Below are 18163 nucleotides of genomic sequence, written 5' to 3' on the forward strand. Positions count from 1 at the left end.
GCGCCGCCTGCTGCGACGCGAACATCGTTCGGTCCATGAGGAATTCGTGCCCCAGCAACACAACCGGACCTTCGCCCCCGCTGTCCTCGTAGTGGGCCTGGTCGGGACGGTTGAGCGAGTAGCCGATCCGCCAGTGGTCGCCCATGTCGGCGACCGCGTAGGAGCCGTAGCGGTCGTAGGCGGCGTGGGCGGTGCCCATGCTGCCGGTCAGCAGTGCGGCGGCGGCCGAGACGACCATGCCGGCGGCGGTCTTGCGAGACAGATGCATTAGAGAATTTCTCCCCCGGATCGATGAATCACGTGCTCCGCGATCATGGCAGAGCGGTCCGACACTACTGACCAGTTGAATCGGTTGCCGTATCGGTCATTTCGTTTCCGGACGGAACCGCACGAGAGTGGGTGTCGTTCGCATGCGTGGAAAGAAGGGGAAATAACAAAAGGCCCCGCCGAAATTCGGCGGGGCCCGGCGGAGAACGAACGATTATTCCCCTGCTGCCTTCGGCTCCATGAAGGCGATGCCCCAGTTCAGATGACCGTGCCAGACGCTGGCGATGCGGCCGCCCTGCACAGCCGGTTTGGGGTCGCCGATGGGTCCGCCCGCGGCGCGGACCGCGGCGACCGCCGTGTCCAGATCCGGCGTCAGGAAGGCGACGCCGACCAGGGCGGGCGGCATCCCCGAGGTGACCGCTTCGATGAACGGCTCACCCACGCGATAGAACGCCATCTCCGGGCCCTTGGGGCCGCGCGGGAAGAATCGGCGGCGCGGCGGAATCCCCAGGACGGCGGTCAAATTGGCGACCGCACCGTCCAGGTCCGGGGCCCAGTAGACGACATGGTCGACGCTGGAGACGCCGTTCGGATGCCTCGGCGGCCACTCGACCTCGGCCGCCGGGGCGTCGAGGTAGGGGACGCCGAGTACGGAAGGCGCGGCGTGGGTTTCGTCGAAGCCCCAGGCGGCCTCGCCCAGCACGCAGTCGACCTGCCCGATGCGGACGTGTCCGTCACGGAGGGTGAAACCCAGTGCCGCCCAGGCCTGCTCGTCTCCGGGCAGGCCCAGGCGGGTGAGGGTGGCCATTACAGCGCCGCCGCCAGCCGGGTGCCCTGGTTGATGGCACGCTTGGCGTCGAGCTCGGCGGCCAGGTCGGCGCCGCCGATGAGGTGCACCTTCACGCCCGCGTTCTGTAGCGGCTCCTGCAGGTCGCGCACGGATTCCTGTCCGGCGCACAGGATCACGTTGTCGCACTCGATGATCCGCGGGCGCTGCCGCTTCTCGCCGAAGCTGATGTGCAGCCCGCGGTCGTCGATGCGCTCGTAGTTGACGCCGCCGATCTGCTCGACGCCCTTGGCCTTGACCGCGGCCCGGTGCACCCACCCGGAGGTCTTGCCGAGGTCCTTGCCGAAGCTGGAGGACTTGCGCTGCAACAGCACCACGGCGCGGGCGGCGGGGGAGGGGTTCGGGGTGGTGAGGAAGCCGGGGACGTTCGGATCGTCGGAGACGCCCCACTCTTCCTTCCATTCGTCGAGCTTGAGGCTGGGATGTCCTTCGACGGTGAGGAATTCGCTCACATCGAAGCCGATGCCGCCCGCGCCGATGACCGCGACCTTCTTGCCGACCGGCTTGCCCTCGCGCACCAGTTCCGCGTAGGTGAGCACCTTCGGGTGGTCGATGCCGGGGATGTTGGGGATGCGCGGCTTCACGCCGGTGGCCAGGATGATCTCGTCGTAGCCGCCCGCGATGAGCTGTTCGGCGGTGGCCTTGGTCCGCAGATGCAAACGCACGCCCGTGATTTCGATCTGCCGGGTGAAGTAGCGGATGGTCTCGCTGAACTCTTCCTTGCCCGGGATGCGCCGCGCGATGTCGAACTGTCCGCCGATCTTGTCGTCGGCCTCGAACAGGTCCACGTGATGCCCGCGCTGGGCCAGGCTGACCGCGGCGGAGAGCCCGGCCGGGCCCGCGCCCACGACCGCGAACTTGCGGGTGCGCCGGGTCGGCAGCAACTGCAGGTCGGTTTCGTGTCCGGCCCGCGGATTCAACAGGCAGGACACGGTTTTGGCCTGGAAGGCGTGATCGAGGCAAGCCTGGTTGCAGGCGATGCAGGTATTGATCTCGTCCGCCCGCGCGTCCTGTGCCTTGCGCGCCCACTCCGGGTCGGCCAGCAGCGGTCGGGCCAGCGACACCAGATCGGCGTCGTCGCGGGTGAGGATCTCCTCGGCGGTCTCGGGCATATTGATGCGGTTGGACGCGCACACCGGAATGTCGACGATGTCCTTGACCTTCGCGGTCCACTCCACGAAGGCCGCGCGCGGCACCGAGGTCACGATGGTGGGCACCCGGGCCTCGTGCCAGCCGATGTCGGTATTGATGATGGTGGCCCCGGCGGCCTCCACATCCTTTGCGACGGCGGCGATTTCGTCCCAGGTCTGCCCCTTCTCGACGAAATCGGCCATGGACAACCGGAACACGATGATGAAGTCCGGGCCTACCGCCTTGCGCACCCGGCGCACGATCTCCCCGGCGATACGCCGGCGGTTCTCGGCCGAGCCGCCCCACTTGTCCTTGCGCTTGTTGGTGCGCTCAGCCAGGAACTGGTTGATGAAATAGCCTTCACCGCCCATGATTTCGACGCCGTCGTACCCGGCGAACTTGGCCAGGGACGCGCAGCGCGCGTAATCGTCGATGGTCTCCTCGACGCCCTTGCCCGACAGCGCGCGCGGCTTGAACGGGTTGATCGGGGCCTTGATGGCGGAGGCGGAGACGCTGGTCGGCATGTAGGAGTAGCGGCCCGCGTGCAGGATCTGCAGCGCGATCTTGCCGCCCTCGGCGTGCACGGCCTTGGTGATGGCGCGATGGCGGTACGCCTCGGTCTTGTTGGTCAGCTTCGCGCCGAAGGGCAGCAGCCAGCCGGTGCGGTTGGGGGCGTAGCCGCCCGTGATGATCAGGCCCACACCGCCTTTCGCGCGTTCGGCGAAATAGGCGGCCAGCCGGTTGATGTGCCAGGCCCGATCCTCGAGGCCGGTGTGCATGGAACCCATGACCACGCGGTTGCGCAGCGTGGTGAATCCCAGGTCCAGGGGTTCGAACAGGTGCGGGTACGCGCTCATCGCTGAGTGCCTTTCGGTTCGGACGCCTGCGATCGGGCTGTATCGCGTGCGAGGGCGTCGAGTACTTCGTCGCACCAGTCGATGATTCCCTCCTCGACGCGGATGCCGCCGCGGAGGACCAGGTACAGGTGCAGTTTCTTGCCGGAGAGTTGATCCGGCGCGGGGTAGTCCTTCTTCTCGAAGGCGCGGTACAGGTCGAGGCGGTGCTCGTGCTGGTCGCGGTGGCGCTTGACCTCGGCCACCAGGATGGCCGGGTCGACCAGCGAGGCGGCCCGCAGCTTCACGCCCATCTCGTTGCGCATGGGTTCGAGTTCGATGGGCTCGCCGATCCAGCGGATCAATTCGTCGAGCCCGGCCTCGGACACGGTGTAGACCTTCTTGTCGGGGCGGCCCTCCTGCGGGACCGTCTCGGCGATCACCCAGCCCTGCTCGTCCATGCGCTTGAGGACGCGATAGATCTGCTGGTGGGTAGCGTTCCAGAAGAAGCCGATGGACTTGTCGAAGCGCTGGGCCAGGTCGTACCCCGAGCTGGCGCGTTCGGTCAGCGATACCAGCAGCGCGTGTTCGAGGGCCATGCCGTCAGGATAACTGCTACGCCACGTACTATGCAATTCAGTGCATAGCTCGGAGCGTCCACTAAAAGTAGCGACCATCCGGTTTGTCGCCTACGGTTAACGCGCCCGACCCCGGGGTGGATTTCAGAGCGAATCAAATGCCCGGAGGGATTGGGCGGAGCACACTTACTTGGCAACCGGGGAGGCAGCCATGCGTTCGAAATCCACGCGCTCGAAATTGACCACGGTGGGAGCAGCGGTACTGGTCGCGACATCGGCGATGTTGTTGACCGCATGCAATGACAAGGACGTCAAGAGTACGTCCGTGACCTCGGTGAGCGCGGTGCCGCTCGGCGGGGCGACGACCGGCGGCGGGGCAGCGCCGGGCTCGGCCGACAAGGGCGGCTCGAATTCCCAAGCGACCGTTCGGACTATCGGCAAGACCGGTTGGTACGAGGGCTTCGAGATCACCGTGGACAAGGCGACGGTCACACCCGACGGGTCCGGCGGGGCGAGCATCCGGGTGGACATCACCTACAAGAACACCACCACCAAGGACAAGGCCCTCAACGCGTCCGCGGGCCTGCAGATCAACGGCGCGATCGATCCGATCGCCTCCGGTGACACCCCGACCGTGCCCGGAAAGGGTTCGGCCGCAGGCGATATCACCACCTCGGTGAAGAAGTTCGACAGCGCCGACCACCTGCTCGACACCATCAATGTCGTCTACGGCACGGCCGCCGACAACCAGACGGTGATCCCGCTGAAGGCCGACGCGAAGGTCGACAGCGTCCAGCCCAAGACCCTGAACGTCAGCGGCACGCTGGTGCAGGACCAGACCACCGTCATGATCACCGGCGGCACCCTGCAGCCCAGCTACACCAAGGGTGAGCGCAACAAGATGGATCTGTCGCTGCACATCAAGCTGGTGGGCGGCAGCGGAATCGGCGACGGCGGCCTGAACGTCTTCACCGAATACTTCAGCATCAAGACCCCCGACGGGCAGTCCCTGGTCGCCGACTCGCGCGGGTTCATCGACGAGCTGCTCGACCGCAACCAGACCATCGACAAGGCCGACCTGGTCGCCACCTTCGTGGTTCCGTCCCCGGGCACCGGCAACTACGTGGTGAGCTACGACGCGACCAAGGGTGCGAGCACCGCTCCCACCTACGCCTTCACGGTCAGCTGAGTTCCGCTGCGCGCCCGGGTCTTTCAGGACCCGACGGTCACCCGGGCGCGCAGTCCGGCCGCGAACGCCCGCGTCGCCTCCAGATCCGCGGCATCGGGCTTCCCCTTGTTGATCCCGCCGACCACTCGCAGCGGGGCCCAGGTGTCGAACGCCCGCACCGAGAAGGTGTCGACCACCTCGAACCCACGGCCGCGCAGCAGCCGCGTCATCGGCCAGATCTGCGGCGGGAATCCACTCGTGACGTACACGAATGCCTTGCCGCGCCGCTGTTTCGGCAACGAACGCACGAAACCGCGCAGCCGCGGATGGAACATCTGATGGAAGATCCCCGACCCGAACCCCACCAGGTCGTAGTCGCCGAGCTCCTCGGCCACGACCTGCTCCGGTTCCACCACGGTGGCCTCCAGTACCTCGCCCATGGCCTCGGCGACCCGCCGGGTATTGCCATGTGACACCGAAACACACACGATCAGCGCCTTCATCACGCCACCCCTTTTTTTGCTCTCGATGTTGCGGACATGCTCTGAGACACCGCCCGCGCCGCCGATCGTGACATCACAGCTCTGTGTCGACGACCACACCGATTACTGTTGATCACCATGGGGAGGAAGCGTCACCTGGTGGGGATGGTCGTGTCCGTCGTGCTGCTGGCGGTGGCCGGTTGCGGGCAGGACAGCGCGCATCACGGCGAACCGGTTCGGCAGTCCGCGATTCCGGAAGGCGATCGCTGTCACCCGGCGGAGTTGACCGTGGTGTCCAAGGTGATATCGACCGTGCCCAAGGATCAGTCGGGCGAGCACATCAAAGCCGAGATCCGGATGACCAATACCTCCTATCGCAGTTGCCAGCTCGAGGGGTATCCGGGACTGCGTTTGCGCGACAAGGACTCGAGGTCGAGCGACATCGAGGTCCATCGCATCGGCGCGGTGACCGGTCCGGTGCACCTGCCGCCCGGATCACCGGTCGTCAGCACCCTCGAATACGACACGGCCAGTAGCAGGGACTCCGCCCCTTGCTCGCTGGCCATCGGACTGTTGGTGACACTTCCGGACGAGATCGGCGAGTTCACCGCGCCGATAAACACCTACGGGCCGCTCATGTGTGCTGGGCATCCCATCGATATGGGCCCGCTGTCCGCGGCGGTCTACGGGCTCGACGGCTCGATCTGGACGGAGCAGGAAACGCCCTGTCGGATAGCGGATCTCGCCATTGCGACGGGACGTGACTCCAATCCCGGCATGAGCAAGCTGGGCTTCACGGTGCAGGTCACCAACCACTCCGATCATGCCTGCGTCATCGCGGAAAATGGTCCGACCCTGCGACTGGTCGACCGCGAACACAATCTCCAATATCCGGAAGTACCAACGCAATCCGCGTCCCCGAGCGATGTCGGATCCGTCGTCATCCCGGCTGGCAGCACCGGTATCTTGCACGGCACCTATGTAGACGGCCCGGTCTGTGAACCGCGGGACGAGAAGCCGGTGCCGACCGCATTCCTGCGGGCCGGCGTTCCCGGCGACTCGGCCACGGTCGATATTCCCTTCAGCGCGACCGTCTACTGCCACGGTGGTTTGGGCGTGGGCCGGCTCCGGGCCGACTAGCGCGCGGCGCGGACGGCGAAGGCTGCGGCGGCGAGCACGGTGACGCCTTCGGCGATCGCGGTGACGCCGACCGCGTGCGCGGCCGACAGCGCGGTGGAACCGGCGACGGTGAGGAAGACCGAGCCGAAGGAGGCGATGCCGATCACCACCCCGAGTTGTACGCAGGTGACGAGGATGCCGCTGGCGTCGGCAGCCAGGTTCAAGGGAATCTTGCTGGTAGCGCGGGCCATGAGCGGGCTGAAGGCCAGGCCGTAGCCGATGCCCATGACGGCGAAGACGGTCAGATCGAGGACTCCGATGTCGTGGCCGCCGCGCATCAGCAGGCCCATGATGATCGTGGTGACGGCCGCGACCAGCAGGCCACCGGGGATCATGGCGCGGTGGAAGCGGGCCGGGATGCGGGTCCAGTTCAGGCTCACCAGGCCGAAAGTCACGCCATTGGGCAGGAACAGCAGTCCGGCGTGCAGCGCGCTGTAGCCCAGCGTGGACTGCAGGTGGATGGTGAGCACGAAGATCCAGCCGCCGAACGTGCACATCACCAGGAACAGGGTGATGGCGGTGGTGACCAGACCAGGTGCGCGCAGCACGCGGTCGGCGAAGAGCGGTTCACCGCCCCGGCGATGCACCCAGCGTTCCACCAGCGCGAACCCCGCGAAGCCGAGGACGGCCGCGCCCAGCGTGATTCGCGTCCACAGCGGCCAATCCTGTTCGTGCCCCAGCACCAGCGGAACCACCAGCGCCAGCACGGACGCGGTGAGGACTGCCAGGCCCGGGAGGTCCAGCCTGCGATCCACCCGGGCGGTGACGGGCAGGATGCGCGGCGCGACCGCCAGCAGCGCCAGGCCGATCGGCACATTCACGAGAAACACACCACGCCAGCCGGTTCCGGCGATGTCACTGCTCACGATGACGCCGCCCGCGATCTGACCGACCACCATGCCGCCGGAGATCACGGCCGCGTACGCCGAAAGCGCCCGCGCCCGTGTGGTTCCCGTGAACGTGCGCTGAATCAGTGTCATCACCTGCGGCACCATCGCCGCGGAGCCCGCGCCCTGCAGGAAGCGGAAGACGATGAGCGAGCCCGCATTCCCGGCCAGCCCGCACGCCAGGGAGGCCACGGTGAACACCGTCAGCCCGGCCACGAACATGGTGCGCTGCCCGAACCGGTCGCCCAGCCGCGCACCGGTCACCAACAGCACCGCATAGGCGATGACATACCCGGAGACAATGAGCTGCAGCCCGGAACCCGTGGCGTGCAGGGAAATTCGAATGGAAGGAATGGCGACATTGACGATGGAAGCATCCAGCACGGCCATGAACTGACCGAGCAGGATGACCGCCAGCACGGCCACCGGCCGCCTGGCGCTCACCGCGGCGGGAACCGCCACCGGTGGTGCTTGGGTCGAACTCTGTGTCATGAGACGAGCGTGCGGCCCGTCCGCAGCCGATGACAGGAGCCTGCTTATACGGGTACCGACACCACCCGGATACCGGTGCGCGAGGTGCGGCGGGCCGAGTCGCTACCGTTCGGTCGAGCAGGCTCAGAGCTCGAGGCCGCGAGCCAGCACCGGCCAGGAGTTGACCAGCGCGTCGTACCAGTAGCCCCAGGAATGGGTCCCGGTCGGCGGGAAGTCGAACGTGGCCGGAATCCCCAAGGCGGCCAGGCGGGTCTGCATGTTGTGGGTGCAGTAATCGGTGGCGGCTTCCAGGACGCCGCCGACCGTGACCTGATTGGCCAGGCCCTCGAGGCCGGGCAGCGTGTAGGGGCCGTCCAGGGTGTCGTGCGGGCCGGGCAGTCCGGAGCCGCTGGACAAGTAGAGGTTCAGGCCGCGCAGCTGGTCGGCGTGGACGTAGGGATCGTTGTCTGCCCACATCGGATCGTCCTGCGGGCCGTACATGTTCGCGGTGTCGCCCTGCCCCTGCCCGACGACCAGCTTCACGAACTGGTAGCCGAGCGGATCGCTGATCTGCGCGCAGCCGCTGTAGGCCGCGACCGAGCGGTAGAGACCGGGTCGCGCGATCGCGAGTTGCAGCACCGAGGTTCCGGAGGTGGACAGGCCCGCGATCGCGTTGTCGCCGGTCGTGTTCAGGGCCGAGTCGATCAGGGGTGGCAGCTCCTCGGTCAGGAAGGTCTTCCACTTGTTCACGCCCAGTACCGGATCCGGGGCCCGCCAGTCGGTGTAGTAGCTGGTGAGGCCGCCGATCGGCTGGACGACATTGACATCCTTGGTAGCGAGGAAGTCCAGTGCCGCCGGGGCGCGATGGTCCCAATTCGCCGTCCCCTCACCGCCGTCGGCGCCGTTGAGCAGATACAGCACCGGGGCGGGCCGCGACGGGTCGGCCGGGCGCTGCACCTCCACGATGATGGGACGGGACATGGCCGCCGAGTACACCGAAAGACGCACGTGCCGGTCGTCCACGGCCGTGACGCCGTCGATGGCGGATCCATCGGGGGCCGTGGCATCGGCCCGCAGTGTCCCGGACGAATCGCCCTCGGCGATCCCGACCGGGCCGAGGCAGGTCACCACCGCGAGGAGAACCATGCCTGCGCCGACGATCGCCTGCCATCGGATCCCGTTCCGCGCCATCTGCCCTCCTCGGTCAAAAGACTTGTCCAGCATTGCTTTCAGGTGACCGCGGGGCGGCCGGTCCCAGCCGGGGGGAGCCTGGACCGACCGCCCATGAAATCGATCGACCGGTTACGGCCGACCGAACGAGCCGGTCCACAGGGTGTTGCCGATACCGCCGAAGGCGGCACTCAGGGTGTTGATCAATCCGCCGAAGGCGGCACTACCGGTGTCGAGGATCAGTGGAATCAATTGACTGCCTTTCACTTTCGAGACTGCCTGTCTGGAATTGCCGTACCTTCGCCAGCGTAGAATCCCCAGCCGGAAATTACTAGCATTCTGCTAGTATGATGACAATCACAGCAATCGTCCAGTAACACATGGGGTGTGGGAACGGATAGGGCGCGGACGTCAGGAGCGAACGCCGGGCCGGAATCGCGGTCGCCCGCGAATCGGACACTCGCATGCGGCAAGATTTCCCGTATGGACGAGCCGACCACGCCCCGGCCGCGCAAGAAGCGCGACCGCGCGCGCACCGAATCGGACCTGTTCGACGCCGTCGAAAGACTCCTCGAACGCGACGGCATGCTGGCCGGCCTGAACCTCAACGAGGTTGCGGCCGAAGCGAATGTGAACCGCGGACAGATCTACCAACTCTTCGGCAGCAGGCAGGAACTGCTGCGCGCGGCCCTGGCGCATCGGCTGACGGGCCTGGCGACCGAGTTCCCCGGACACTGGGACCTGCCGTTCGCCGAGCGCAGGCGCAGGCTGATGCGGGCCGCGCTCTCCGGCAAATGGATGGCGTTCATGACCATGCTCGCCCTCGACGGCGACACGCAGCTGTCCATCTTCACCGATCCCGAGGATATGAACGCCGCGCTGGGCCGGGACAAGGCGTACGGCGCACTGCCCGCCGAGGTCGACGCCGTGGCCCTGAACGTGCTCACCGCCGCCACCGTCGCCGGATACGCCGTCTTCCGCGACACCGTGGCGCGCGACCTCGACGTCCCCGTGGCCGAGCTCGACGAGCGCATCGTGGCGGCCTACGACTACCTGCTCGAGCGGATCGCCCAGCCGGACTGACCTCGAACCGGGACACCCGGCCTCAGGACGCGCCGCTCGCCGCGAAGAAGTCCCACAGCGCGGGAGTCATGGTGGCGGCGGGATATTCGTGCCCCATGCCTTGAAAGACCCAGTGGTCCACCGCGATATGACCGCCGACCCGGTACTGGGAGACGGTGAACGGGTAGCTCGAGCCGGTGCCCGCGAACTCCTCGACCGAGTCCGGCTCCGCGGGCGCGACGACATCGGTGAACGCACCCAGGACATCGAGGGACCGCCGATCCGCGGCGAGGTTGGCCCGCCGCCACTCCCCGGTGATCAGCTGCTGTATCCACGGTTGCGACAGCGGGTCGTCGCTGCCGGTGACCACCGCGGCCGGCAAGCGCCGCACACCCTGCCCGATCATTCGGTTCCCCGCGAACAGCCCCAGCGAATCCAGCCCCATCACCGCCGGGAAGCCCGCGCTGATCCCCAGGGCGGCGAAGTGCTGCGGATACGCCGCCCCCAGCACCGCGGTCATGGCCCCGCCTGCCGAATGTCCGGCCAGATACACCCGTTTCGGATCGGCGCGCAGATCGGTGACCGCGGCCGCGGTCAGGCCGTCGAGGGTCGCGGCCTCCCCCGCGCCCGACCACTGCTGCATCGGATCGAACCAGTTCCAGCACTCGTCGGCATTGGCCGAGCGCGGCTGCTGCGGGAAGACGACGGCGAACCCGTATCGCGCCGCCAGCGCGGGAAACCCGGTGTCCAGCGCGGATTGGACCCGGTCCGTGTCGGAGGGGTCGCTGCCGCGGAACCAGCAGCCGTGCAACCACACCACCACGGGAGCGCCGGGCGCGAGATCGGCGCTCCGGTAGACCAGATAGCGCCGGGCCGCATCGCCTTTCCCGTAGCTGTGCCAGGTGAGTCCGGTATCGGCGGCCGGACTCGCGGCCGCGATCGACGGCGACATCGCGAGCAGGGCGACCACCAGGGCCCGGCATATCCACATTCGAATCCTCCTCGCACGCGATGGCCTCCCGAGACTCCGAGCAAGTAGGGGGCAGCTTATTCACGGCAATCGAAAATAACTAGCGTTACGTTAGAAATATTCGTCACAGGTTCGAATCCTGTCCCCGCTTTCTCGTTGCCCGGAACGGTTGCGACACACCACCGCTGACCCCCGGTCGTCCGGTACGGTGGCCACCACCCACCCGCCCGCGGGCGGGTGTGAGCGAAACAGGCGGTACCGCACCACATGGCCTTGCAGAATGTTCCTGCCACAGCGTCTTTGGCGCAGTGGGAGTCCTTGCTCAGCAGCGATGTGGTGCCGATCGCGGTGGAGCCGTTGGCGGGCAGATCGTTCTCCGGGAGTTTCTCCTCGGTGGTCGCGGCGGGCGGATTGCGGATCGGCACCGGGCGCGGTGGCGGCATGCAGGGCCGTCGCACCGCACACCATGTCGCCCGCACCGAGGGCCGCTACGTGGTGGCCATCGCCCCCACCGCGGGCTCGGCGCTGGTGGTCGACGAGGACCGGCGCGAGACGGCGCTGACCGCCGGATCATTCGTGCTGATCTCCACCGACCGGCCGACCATCTTCCGGATCGAGAACTACTGCGCCACCGCCATCGTGCAGGTCCCGTGGTCGATGCTGCTGGCGCGCACCGGACTCGCGCAGGAGCGCTTCGCCGGATTGTTCGCGCAGCCGCTGTCGCTGCCGGGCGCCGGTGCGGCCGCGATCGCGGCCGGGTACTGCCGTGCGGTGGCCGCGCTGCCCGACGATTACGCCGCCGACCGCCTTGCCATGGGCAACCACACCGTGGACCTGCTTGCCTCGGTCGTGTCCCTGATCTCCGGCGAACGCCCGCTGGAAGGGCCCGCGATGGCGCAGGCGCGCGAACGGGTACTCGCGTATCTGCGGGAGCATTTCGCCGATTCGGGGCTGAGCGTGGAGCGCATCGCGGCGGCCTGCTCGCTCTCGCGCAGCACCCTGTATCGCGCGACGGAGGCCGACGGCGGTGTGGTGGCGGCGTTGCGGCGGGTGCGGCTGGCGCACGCGCGCACCCTGCTGCTGAACGGGTCGGCGACGATCGCGGCCGTCGCGGCGGGCTGCGGGTTCGGCAGCGAGCGGCAGTTCTACCGAGCGTTCCAAGACGAGGCCGGGATGTCGCCCGGGGAGTTCCGCGCCGCCGGGCATGCCGCATCCAACTGAGTGCCGCACATAAATCGTTCACGACAGTAATTCGCGCATGCGCCGGAAATCGGTGATTCATTTCTTTTGGGACGTCGTGTCAGTGAATTGATTCACGATGTCAGTCCGTCCCCCCGGCTCCGGATATTTTTCAATCCGCTGACACGGTCGGGGGTGATCGAGTACAGTTTCGCCACTTGTTTCGTATTTATTGAGGGTGGGACACGGGGTTATGAGCCGTGCCCATTCTCGTTTTGATACCACCGAAATATTTTCACACAGTTGAAACGTGTTCTTTTCAGTGGATATCGTGTGCGGCGTTACTGAGGTCAGATTCACCGGCCTCGATTCGGAAGGTATTTCTATGCAAGGCACGCCGCATAACAAACAGTTCGGCTCGTCGGTTTCCCGCCGGAGTTTTCTGGCGGCCGCGGGCATGGCGGCAGGCGCGGCGGGCGCGATGGCACTCATGCCCGCCCGGCTGACGGCCAAAGCCTCGGCGGCACCGAACGCGATCAGCGACGGCGACCACGTCCCCAACCTGATCATCGGTTCCGGCTACGGCGGCGCGGTCACCGCGCTCCGACTCACCCAGGCGGGCAAGAAAGTCGCGATGGTGGAGAAGGGGCAGAACTGGATCACCCCGGGATCCGACGGCAAGATCCACCCCACGCTGCTCAACCCCGACGGCCGCTCCTACTGGTTCAAGTCCAAGACCGAACAGCCCATCAGCAATGTCCTGGGCTTCCCGATCGACAAGAACATCCCGAGCGACGCGGGCATCCTCGACGCCGAAGACTTCGCCGCCATGCGCGTCTACCAGGGCCGCGGCGTCGGAGGCGGCTCGCTGGTCAACGGCGGTATGGCCGTGGTCCCCAAACAGTCCTACATCCAGACCATCCTGCCCTCGGTCGATATGGGGGAGATGTACGCCAAGTACTACCCCCGCGCCAAAGCCGGCCTGCAGGTCAACAGCATCGACCAGAACTGGTTCAACTCCACCAAGTGGTACCAGTTCGCGCGCGTCAGCCGCGATGTCGCCAACAAGGCCGGATTCAACACCGTCTTCGTCGACAACGTCTACGACTTCAACTACATGAAACAGGAGGACGCGGGCAGTGTGCCGACCTCGGCACTGGGCGGACAACTGCTCTACGGCAACGACTACGGCAAGAAATCCGTCGACAAGACCTACCTGGCCACCGCCTCCGCCACCGGCAACCTGTCGATCTCACCGCTGCACACCGTCACCGCCGTCACCCCCGCCAGCGGCTCCGGCTACACCGTCACCATCGTGCAGTCCGACGTGAGCGGCAAAACGATCGCGACCAAGACCGTCACCGCCGACAAGGTGTTCTTCGCCGCCGGCAGCGTCGGCACCAGCAAGCTGTTGGTCTCGATGAGAAGTCAGAACAAGCTGCCGCATCTGGACTGCACGGTCGGCACCGGCTGGGGGAACAACGGCAATGTGATGGTCGGCCGGGCCGGGTGGGACGCCACCGGCACCAGCCAATCCACGGTGCCTTGCATGGGTATCGACGCGTGGGACTCCAATTCGGTCTTCGCCGAGATCACCCCGTTCCCGGCGGGCATCGAAACCTTCGCCAATCTCTACCTCGCCATCACGAAGAACCCGAACCGCGCCAATTTCGCCTTCAATTCGACTACCGGGGGAGTCGACCTGAATTGGACGGCGGGCATGACCCAGCCCTCGATCGACCAAGCGAAAGCCGTCTTCGACAAGATCAACGCCAGCGCGGGGACGATCTACCGGTACGACCTCTTCGGCGGCAACCGGATATGGGGTGACTTCTTCACCTACCATCCGCTCGGCGGCTGCCTGCTCAATCAGTCCACCGACAATTACGGGCGGCTCAAAGGATATCCGGGGCTCTATGTCACCGACGGATCACTGATTCCCGGCAGCGTGGGAGTGAATCCGTTCGTCACCATCACGGCGCTCGCCGAACGCAATATCGAGAAAATCATCGCCACCGATCAGTTCTAGGAGAATTCCGATGCGCACCCCACACCGTTATCGCCTCGGCATCGGACTGGCCGTCGCCGCCGCCACCGTCGCGCTGGCCACGCCGTCCTCCGCCGACGTCGTGTCCCTGTCGGTCTCCGACCAGAACCTGCAGACCAACCGCACCTACACCATCACCGCCACGGTCAGCGGGTCCACCATCGGCCTGTCGGTCTTCTTCGCCGACAACGGCCAGAACCTCGGCCCGGCCGGCGGCGTCACACCCGACTCCCTCAAAGGCAAGGCCACCACCACCTGGACGCCCACCAAGTCGGGCAGCCACACCCTGACCGCCTCCCAGGGCAGCACTACCCAGACCATCACCGTCACCGTCGCCGACGCACCCGTCACGACAACCCCCACCACGCCACCCCCGCCGGGCGGCTCGTGCTGAACCCCCTCCCACGACCCTGAACGTTGCTCGGTGAACCCGCCGAGCAACGTCGAGCACTCTCCACCTTCTTTTGCTCGTCCTGCGGTAGAAAGCGATCGCCGGTGAAAACACCCGACACCACCCCGCATACGGACCCCACCGAGATCCTTCCCGACGCCGACACCAGGGTGACGTGGCTGTCGAAATATATTCCGGGGGAACACCTTCGACGTCGCGGTCCGCACGCCGCGGCCATCGGCACGCTGCTGGTGTTGATCGTGGTGGTCGTCGTGGCCGCCGATTCGCGCGGCGACGACACCGTCGGCAGTGTTGCCGCCGACGCCAAGGAGACCACCGCCCTCGACGCGGTAACCGCGCAGTACGGGGCATTCCAGAGCGTCGATACGACGGACCCATCCCTCACACCCGGTGACATACCCGTCCCCACCGACCCGACGACAACCGACGCCGAGACCGCGGACACCGCACTGTCTTCCACACCGGAAGTCAGCACCGACCCGACCACCGACCCCGCCACGACCACCGATACCCCGATCACGACTACGGTCACCAGCGTCCCGACCACCACCGTGGAGCCACCGAGCTTCTCGATCACCGTCAGCGCGAACGCGACCCTCGGTGGAGGTTTGCCGAGTTTCCCGTCGTACCAGCCCGATCCCGGTACCCAGGTTCCTTACACGACCGTCTCGACCGTCACGGTGACAGCCGATCCGAGCATCGTCGTCGTCACCCAACCCCCGGTCACCGCGACGACCATCGCGGCGACGAGCGATACACCGCCGCCGACCACGACCGCGTTGCCGAAGACCACGACGACCGCGATACCGCCCGCCACGACGACGAGTTGTCCGACGACGGTCAAGCGCGCCTCGGCGATCTCGACACCGACCATCGCGCACCCACCGGCGACGACGACACCGCGTCCGACGACGGCACCGCATCCGACAACGACACCGCACCCGACGACGGTGCCGCCCAAAACCGGCACGACGACCCCGGCCACACCGAGCAACACCACCTCGCCGAAGCCGACCACCACGACGAGCCAACCGCGCCCGTGCGGATGAGCGCGCAGCTGAAACATCGGTGACGACAACGAATTCCGAGGAGCGGCCATGACCGACGAAGCCGATGAGACGACGGGGCGCGGCGTGCGGCTCTCCTACGCCGCCGCGGTGCTCGCTCTGGTCGCCCTGGTCGGCGTCCTGCATCCACACCACAACGCGCAGGCCCCCGATACGCCGCCGCCGGGCGCGGGAGGTCTGCTGCCCGCGATCCGGCTCGACGCCGCGAGCAACCCGATCGATCAACTCCGCGACTGGGCACAGACGCGGGCCACCCGATTCGGGATCCCGGTGCGGGCGGTGCAGGCTTACGGATACGCGACGCTGGTCATGGCCCGAGCCCAGCCGGGCTGCCACCTGGGTTGGACCACCTTGGCCGGGATCGCGCGAATCGAAAGCAACCACGCCCGATTCGGCGGGGCGCTCATCGCCGCCGACGGTACGGTCGCGCCCCCGATCCGCGGTGTCGCTCTCGATGGCACCGGCGGCAACGCCGTCATCACCGATCCCGTCGCCACCGCCCGCGCGGGCCGCACCGTCTACGCGCGGGCCATGGGACCGTTCCAGTTCATCCCCGACACGTGGAGGCGCTGGGGCGCGCGTGCCGCCGTCGACTACCAAACGTTGTCCACCGCACTACAAAACGCGACTCCGGTCAGCACCACCGCACTGTCGGGTAGTCCCGACAACATCGACGACGCCGCGCTCGCGGCGGGCCGCTACCTGTGTGCCTCGGGCGGAGACCTGGCCACCGGCCACGGCTGGCGCGCCGCGATCTACGCCTACAACCACTCGAACACCTACGTCGACCAAGTCCGCAGCGCCGCAACCAGTTACGACGCCAGAACATCCCCGTGACACTCTTCCTGCCGCATCCCGCGCGGTCGCGACGCCCATAGGGGTCGGGAGAGCTGGCCCGCGAGGCAGGCACCGGCCGCGTTGAGCAGCACGTCGTCGACGGATGAGTAGCGGCCGATAGCGAGGGCGAACTGCGCGGTCTCCACCGCGATCGAAGCTGCGGCTCCCGCCAACAGGATCCGGTACGAGCGAGCGAACCAGGGTCGGCGCATCGGCAACAGGAAGCCGAGCGCGGCGAAGACCAGCAGATTTCCGCCGAACTGCTCGAGCACCCGGTCCCCGGTCAGTTGCTCGGCCAGATCACGCAGCGGCACGAGATTCAATGAGCGACCTCTTCCGTTGGGCGTGAGGATCATCCACAGCCACGGCGCGGTACCCGCCACCATCCCTACTCGCAGAGCGCCGCCCGCCACCCGCGCCGCCCGGCCAGCCACCAGGCCACGAGAACGGCTACCGGTATCGCGGCGATCGCGGCCGTCACGACCCGACCCCACGCCTCCCACGTCCCGTCCACACCGCCAGTATCACCCAAATCGTCAGCGCCACAGTTCAGGCTGAAAGCCGCACGCACGCAGCACCGAGCGCCTGGCCGATGGCAGGTGCCTGCTTATACGGGTACCGACACCACCTGGATACCGGTGGCGGGAACCCGCACCATGGACTCATGGTGTCTGGAGCGGAGGCGTGCGGCCCCTTGATCGATACGGTCACGGGTGCGGCTGCGCGGAACGGTAATTCGCGTTCGGTGCGCAAGACGCGCCGGGAGGAGCTCTCGACGTTCCTGAAGTCGCGGCGGGCGCGGATCCTGCCGCAGGATGTGGGACTGCCCACGGGCAGCCGCAGGCGCACGCCCGGGCTGCGGCGCGAGGAGGTCGCCCAGCTGGCCGGGGTCGGCATCACCTGGTACACGTGGCTCGAGCAGGGGCGCGACATCAATTGCAGCGTGCAGGTTCTCGACGCCATCGCTCGGGCGCTGGCCCTCGACGGGGCCGAGCACGCGCACCTGTACCGGCTCGCGGATGTTCCGGCGATCCCGATGCCGGTGGTCGAGGAGCCGGTGCCGGAGGAGGTGCAGACCATCCTCGATCACCTGCACCCGTTGCCCGCGGCCCTGTTCAGCGCCAAATACGATGTGCTCGCCCACAATGCCGCCTACCTCGCCATGTATCCGATCTTCCTCACCGGTTCGAGAAATGTGCTGCGCAAGGTCTTCCTGGCGGACGAATGCTGCACCCCCTACCCCTCGCATTCCGAGCCGGAGCACCTCGCCCGCATGGTCGGCTACCTGCGCGCCGCCTACGCCCGCAACCTCGGCGACCCCGAATGGGTGGAGTTCATCGATGAAATGGTCACGCTGAGCCCACGTTTCGCCGAACTCTGGGCCCGCAACGACGTCGCCCTCCCGCTCGGCCGCACCCGCGTCATCCGCAATATGGCCATCGGCGAACTGGTCATGTACATGACCAGCATGTCCCTCCCCTCCATCGCCGGTGCCTGGATGCAGATCTGGACCCCGTCGGACGCCCACGCCTGGGACAAACTCAGCACCCTCCTGGCCATGTCCCCCGCCCAACGC

General features: G+C 67.0%; 18 protein-coding genes and 1 pseudogene. 9 read left to right on the plus strand and 10 right to left on the minus strand.

The window, feature by feature from the left end:
- The 4 genes and pseudogenes from ACWELQ_RS12490 to ACWELQ_RS12505 all read right to left on the minus strand — a co-directional run.
- A pseudogene (locus tag ACWELQ_RS12490) lies at window positions 1–268 on the minus strand (hypothetical protein); the annotation flags it as partial.
- A gap of 213 nt (window positions 269–481) precedes the next feature.
- Entirely contained in the window at window positions 482–1075 is a 594-nt protein-coding gene (locus ACWELQ_RS12495) for a VOC family protein (RefSeq protein ID WP_452397131.1), read from the minus strand.
- Window positions 1075–3102 carry an oxidoreductase gene (locus ACWELQ_RS12500; protein WP_452397132.1) on the minus strand — a complete coding sequence of 676 codons (2028 nt, stop codon included), beginning with the start codon at window positions 3100–3102 and terminating at the stop codon, window positions 1075–1077. The genes ACWELQ_RS12495 and ACWELQ_RS12500 overlap by 1 nt, the downstream gene beginning before the upstream one ends.
- Window positions 3099–3677, minus strand: a complete 579-nt coding sequence (locus ACWELQ_RS12505; RefSeq protein ID WP_452397133.1) for a PadR family transcriptional regulator — start codon at window positions 3675–3677, stop codon at window positions 3099–3101. The genes ACWELQ_RS12500 and ACWELQ_RS12505 overlap by 4 nt, the downstream gene beginning before the upstream one ends.
- Window positions 3678–3981: 304 nt before the next feature.
- Between ACWELQ_RS12505 and ACWELQ_RS12510 the strand changes: the two genes are divergently transcribed.
- On the plus strand, window positions 3982–4845 hold the full coding sequence (locus ACWELQ_RS12510; RefSeq protein ID WP_452397134.1) for a hypothetical protein: 864 nt from the start codon (window positions 3982–3984) through the stop codon (window positions 4843–4845).
- Window positions 4846–4868: 23 nt separating this feature from the next.
- Here ACWELQ_RS12510 and ACWELQ_RS12515 read toward each other — a convergent pair whose 3' ends face one another.
- Window positions 4869–5327: a flavodoxin family protein gene (locus ACWELQ_RS12515; RefSeq protein WP_452397135.1), complete on the minus strand. Its 459-nt coding sequence runs from the start codon at window positions 5325–5327 to the stop codon at window positions 4869–4871.
- A 117-nt stretch (window positions 5328–5444) separates the two neighbouring features.
- Here ACWELQ_RS12515 and ACWELQ_RS12520 point away from each other — a divergent pair, with 117 nt between their 5' ends.
- On the plus strand, window positions 5445–6446 hold the full coding sequence (locus tag ACWELQ_RS12520; protein ID WP_452397136.1) for a DUF4232 domain-containing protein: 1002 nt from the start codon (window positions 5445–5447) through the stop codon (window positions 6444–6446).
- Here ACWELQ_RS12520 and ACWELQ_RS12525 read toward each other — a convergent pair.
- Together ACWELQ_RS12525 and ACWELQ_RS12530 are read right to left on the minus strand one after the other, a co-directional pair.
- The gene (locus ACWELQ_RS12525; RefSeq protein ID WP_452397137.1) at window positions 6443–7864 is read right to left on the minus strand and encodes an MFS transporter; all 1422 of its coding nucleotides are present in this window, start codon (window positions 7862–7864) and stop codon (window positions 6443–6445) included. The genes ACWELQ_RS12520 and ACWELQ_RS12525 overlap by 4 nt on opposite strands.
- 123 nt (window positions 7865–7987) lie before the next feature.
- Window positions 7988–9034 (minus strand): alpha/beta hydrolase, encoded by a 1047-nt coding sequence (locus ACWELQ_RS12530; RefSeq protein ID WP_452397138.1) that lies wholly within the window; start codon window positions 9032–9034, stop codon window positions 7988–7990.
- Between the two features lie 462 nt (window positions 9035–9496).
- Between ACWELQ_RS12530 and ACWELQ_RS12535 the strand changes: the two genes are divergently transcribed.
- A complete protein-coding gene (locus tag ACWELQ_RS12535; protein WP_452397139.1) occupies window positions 9497–10096 on the plus strand; it encodes a TetR/AcrR family transcriptional regulator in 600 nt (199 codons plus the stop codon).
- 22 nt (window positions 10097–10118) lie between these two features.
- Here ACWELQ_RS12535 and ACWELQ_RS12540 read toward each other — a convergent pair whose 3' ends face one another.
- Complete coding sequence (locus tag ACWELQ_RS12540) at window positions 10119–11066, minus strand: extracellular catalytic domain type 1 short-chain-length polyhydroxyalkanoate depolymerase (protein WP_452397140.1); 948 nt, start codon at window positions 11064–11066, stop codon at window positions 10119–10121.
- 297 nt (window positions 11067–11363) lie between these two features.
- Here ACWELQ_RS12540 and ACWELQ_RS12545 point away from each other — a divergent pair, with 297 nt between their 5' ends.
- From ACWELQ_RS12545 to ACWELQ_RS12565, 5 genes are all read left to right on the plus strand, one after another.
- Window positions 11364–12266, plus strand: coding sequence for an AraC family transcriptional regulator (locus ACWELQ_RS12545; protein ID WP_452397141.1), 903 nt, complete (start codon window positions 11364–11366; stop codon window positions 12264–12266).
- A gap of 343 nt (window positions 12267–12609) precedes the next feature.
- Window positions 12610–14253 carry a GMC family oxidoreductase N-terminal domain-containing protein gene (locus ACWELQ_RS12550; protein WP_452397142.1) on the plus strand — a complete coding sequence of 548 codons (1644 nt, stop codon included), beginning with the start codon at window positions 12610–12612 and terminating at the stop codon, window positions 14251–14253.
- A gap of 10 nt (window positions 14254–14263) precedes the next feature.
- Window positions 14264–14665 (plus strand): hypothetical protein, encoded by a 402-nt coding sequence (locus tag ACWELQ_RS12555; RefSeq protein ID WP_452397143.1) that lies wholly within the window; start codon window positions 14264–14266, stop codon window positions 14663–14665.
- Window positions 14666–14766: 101 nt separating this feature from the next.
- Window positions 14767–15732, plus strand: coding sequence for a hypothetical protein (locus ACWELQ_RS12560; RefSeq protein ID WP_452397144.1), 966 nt, complete (start codon window positions 14767–14769; stop codon window positions 15730–15732).
- Between the two features lie 48 nt (window positions 15733–15780).
- Complete coding sequence (locus tag ACWELQ_RS12565; protein ID WP_452397145.1) at window positions 15781–16587, plus strand: murein transglycosylase; 807 nt, start codon at window positions 15781–15783, stop codon at window positions 16585–16587.
- On the opposite strand, the gene ACWELQ_RS12570 is transcribed toward ACWELQ_RS12565, so the two are convergent.
- The gene (locus ACWELQ_RS12570; RefSeq protein ID WP_452397146.1) at window positions 16563–16970 is read right to left on the minus strand and encodes a VanZ family protein; all 408 of its coding nucleotides are present in this window, start codon (window positions 16968–16970) and stop codon (window positions 16563–16565) included. The two genes, ACWELQ_RS12565 and ACWELQ_RS12570, sit on opposite strands and share 25 nt — an antisense overlap.
- A 5-nt stretch (window positions 16971–16975) precedes the next feature.
- On the minus strand, window positions 16976–17101 hold the full coding sequence (locus tag ACWELQ_RS12575) for a hypothetical protein (RefSeq protein WP_452397147.1): 126 nt from the start codon (window positions 17099–17101) through the stop codon (window positions 16976–16978).
- 150 nt (window positions 17102–17251) lie between these two features.
- On the opposite strand from ACWELQ_RS12575, the gene ACWELQ_RS12580 reads away from it, so the two are divergent.
- The coding region (locus ACWELQ_RS12580; protein ID WP_452397148.1) for a helix-turn-helix transcriptional regulator at window positions 17252–18163 on the plus strand (912 nt) is incomplete at its 3' end.

Source organism: Nocardia sp. NPDC004722, assembly GCF_053601505.1.

Bases quoted from the DNA above. Each gene is read 5' to 3' on its own strand.
- ACWELQ_RS12530 (WP_452397138.1), bottom strand. From the start codon at position 9,034: ATGGCGCGGAACGGGATCCGATGGCAGGCGATCGTCGGCGCAGGCATG.
- ACWELQ_RS12520 (WP_452397136.1), top strand. From the start codon at position 5,445: ATGGGGAGGAAGCGTCACCTGGTGGGGATGGTCGTGTCCGTCGTGCTG.
- ACWELQ_RS12535 (WP_452397139.1), top strand. From the start codon at position 9,497: ATGGACGAGCCGACCACGCCCCGGCCGCGCAAGAAGCGCGACCGCGCG.
- ACWELQ_RS12555 (WP_452397143.1), top strand. From the start codon at position 14,264: ATGCGCACCCCACACCGTTATCGCCTCGGCATCGGACTGGCCGTCGCC.
- ACWELQ_RS12515 (WP_452397135.1), bottom strand. From the start codon at position 5,327: ATGAAGGCGCTGATCGTGTGTGTTTCGGTGTCACATGGCAATACCCGG.
- ACWELQ_RS12495 (WP_452397131.1), bottom strand. From the start codon at position 1,075: ATGGCCACCCTCACCCGCCTGGGCCTGCCCGGAGACGAGCAGGCCTGG.
- ACWELQ_RS12540 (WP_452397140.1), bottom strand. From the start codon at position 11,066: ATGTGGATATGCCGGGCCCTGGTGGTCGCCCTGCTCGCGATGTCGCCG.
- ACWELQ_RS12550 (WP_452397142.1), top strand. From the start codon at position 12,610: ATGCAAGGCACGCCGCATAACAAACAGTTCGGCTCGTCGGTTTCCCGC.
- ACWELQ_RS12500 (WP_452397132.1), bottom strand. From the start codon at position 3,102: ATGAGCGCGTACCCGCACCTGTTCGAACCCCTGGACCTGGGATTCACC.
- ACWELQ_RS12525 (WP_452397137.1), bottom strand. From the start codon at position 7,864: ATGACACAGAGTTCGACCCAAGCACCACCGGTGGCGGTTCCCGCCGCG.
- ACWELQ_RS12505 (WP_452397133.1), bottom strand. From the start codon at position 3,677: ATGGCCCTCGAACACGCGCTGCTGGTATCGCTGACCGAACGCGCCAGC.
- ACWELQ_RS12565 (WP_452397145.1), top strand. From the start codon at position 15,781: ATGACCGACGAAGCCGATGAGACGACGGGGCGCGGCGTGCGGCTCTCC.